2 protein-coding genes and 1 pseudogene are annotated in these 2,234 nt (G+C 67.2%); 1 reads left to right on the top strand and 2 read right to left on the bottom strand.

Annotation, left to right across the window (positions count from 1 at the left end):
- Positions 1-123: 123 nt before the first annotated feature.
- Positions 124-641 (bottom strand): annotated as a pseudogene (locus I0C86_RS35170) (sigma-70 family RNA polymerase sigma factor).
- 64 nt (positions 642-705) lie between these two features.
- Positions 706-1,212 (bottom strand): STAS domain-containing protein, encoded by a 507-nt coding sequence (locus I0C86_RS45280; protein WP_196205625.1) that lies wholly within the window; start codon positions 1,210-1,212, stop codon positions 706-708.
- 369 nt (positions 1,213-1,581) lie between these two features.
- On the opposite strand from I0C86_RS45280, the gene I0C86_RS35160 reads away from it, so the two are divergent.
- Positions 1,582-2,234, top strand: a 653-nt coding sequence (locus I0C86_RS35160; RefSeq protein WP_196205624.1) for a GAF and ANTAR domain-containing protein, incomplete at its 3' end; no start/stop codon positions are given.

Below are 2,234 nucleotides of genomic sequence, written 5' to 3'. Positions count from 1 at the left end.
ATCATGTCGTCGATCTTCACGTACAGTGCGGTCAAGAGGGTGTCCAGGTCTTGCGTCACAACATGATCTTGGATGCCCTCTCCTCATGCCCGGACATCGACCCCAGACTTCGGAACTACTCGTCTAGGCTGCCAGGTGTGGACGCAGCTTGGCGAGGGCCTTGGCCAGCAGGCGGCTGACGTGCATCTGGGAGACACCGATCCGCTCGGCGATCTGGGTCTGGGTGAGGTTGCCGTAGAAGCGGAGGCTGATGATCTTCTGTTCTCGTTCGTCGAGGACGGCGATCGTCCGAGCCGGTTTGTGAGGGCGTGGGTTGCCCGGGCCAGCGCGATCCGGCGCTCCTGGAGAGTACGAGGGACCCGTAGGGACCAGGTGCGGTCCCGGAAGTGTCGCTTGATCTCCCCGGTGATGGTCGGGACCGCATAGCCGACGAAGTCGACTCCATGGCTGGGATCGAACCGGTCGACCGCGTTGATCAGTCCGATGGTCGCTGTCTGGACGAGATCGTCGAGCGGTTCGCCTCGACCGTGGTAGCGGACCGCCAGGTGACGCGCCAGTGGCAGGAACGGGCGGATGACCTTCGCCCGGAGGTCGGGCCGGTTCGGGTGGTCGGCGTCGGTGGAGACGAATCTGGTCAGCAGGGCGGCCGCCGTGTCGTCGTCGACCTGGCTGTGCTGGCCACACGGAGTGGCGCAGTGGTCTTGATCACGATTTACTCAACCCTTCGGATCCTGACTTGTCGGTCGTCACGTGGGCGTCGGCCCGCTGTCTGGTCGTCGCCCGCCGAGGTTCTGATCGGAGATCGACCAGCAGGCGGTCCACCTGGGTGATCCGCAGAACCCGACGGGTGATCCCGTGTGCGCCTCTGATCGAGAAGCGGGAGCCGCTGCGGCCGGCCCGGTCATGCGCGACGAGGAGGACCCCTATGCCGGCGGCGCTGAAGAAGCCGGCAGCGGCCAGGTCGCAACAGACCTCGGGATGGCTGTCGACGGCGTTCACCAGGGCCGACTCCAACACCGGCGCCGTGTCCATGTCGACATACCCCGCCGGAACGACGACCAGCCGGTCGGCCGAAATGGACGCGGACGGGTTGGTGCGCTCGATATAACGGGCGACGAAGAAGGGCGGCTCCACGCCCGCGCTGTCGCGAAGAATGTCCATGCCAGGGCGGGCGGCAGGCGCCGTCGTGGTCCGCCGGGCGTCGAACGCCACCCTGGAGAAGTCGAAGTGGGATCCGCTGAAGCGTGGGCCGCCTGTCATGAGCAGCGCCTCCTGCCGAAAGTTCCGTAACAGGACGGGCGCGTGGCTTGACCCGATCCAACCGTAATACGGGAGATTCCCGTCCGCCACTCGAACCGCCGCACCGCTGTTCTGCGCCGCCGGGAGGTCAGCGAGACCGGCGTAGGCTGGAGATCTGTAGCCGACGCCGATCAGGCGCCGCGAACCAGCGTCAAGCAGCGGCGCGGGTCCTGAAATGCGACTCCCCGGGTTCGTGCAGCGGTCCAGACTGCGGACCGTCCCGCCAGCACCGTCGAACCCGCAGTCGTAGCGGTGCGTCAGCTGCAAGGGGGTCCACCCCAGATGTCCCAGCTGCCCGTCGATCCCACCGAAGCGTTCGCCGAACTCGGCCGGATCAAACTCGGCGACACCGACCTGGACGGCGTACTGCGCCAGATCGCCGAACTGGCCAAGCGAACGATTCCCGGCGCCGAGGAGGTGTCCGTCACCCTCGTACGCGGCGGCGACAACCACACCGCCGCCTTCACCGGAGCCCTCGCACTCCAGTTGGACGAGTTGCAGTACGAGCAGGGCCACGGGCCGTGTCTGGACGCCGCCCACAACAGTACGACGATGGCGGTCCCCGACATGTCGACCGAGACCCGCTGGCCGGACTGGACCGCTCGGGCCCGAGACGAGGGGGCCGCCAGTTCGTTGTCGATCGGGTTGCCGATCCAGGAGTCGGTGACCGGCGCCCTCAACATCTACGGCGTGAAGCCGGGTGCCTTCGACGACGACGCGGTCACGCTCGCCCAGACGTTCGCCGGGTACGCCGCCGTCGCCCTGGCCAACGCCCACCTGTACGACACCACCGCCACCCTGGCCGCGCAGATGCAGTCCGCCATGCAGAGCCGGGCCGTCATCGAACAGGCCAAGGGCATCATCATGGGCGAACGCCGCTGCACCGCCGACGAGGCGTTCGACATCCTCGCCAAGGTCTCCCAGGACTCGAACCG

It is taken from the genome of Plantactinospora alkalitolerans, from assembly GCF_015690345.1.
Taxonomy (GTDB): domain Bacteria; phylum Actinomycetota; class Actinomycetes; order Mycobacteriales; family Micromonosporaceae; genus Plantactinospora; species Plantactinospora alkalitolerans.
The sequence above is the reverse complement of the archived record's forward strand: the minus strand, read 5'-3'. Positions and strand labels throughout refer to the sequence as shown.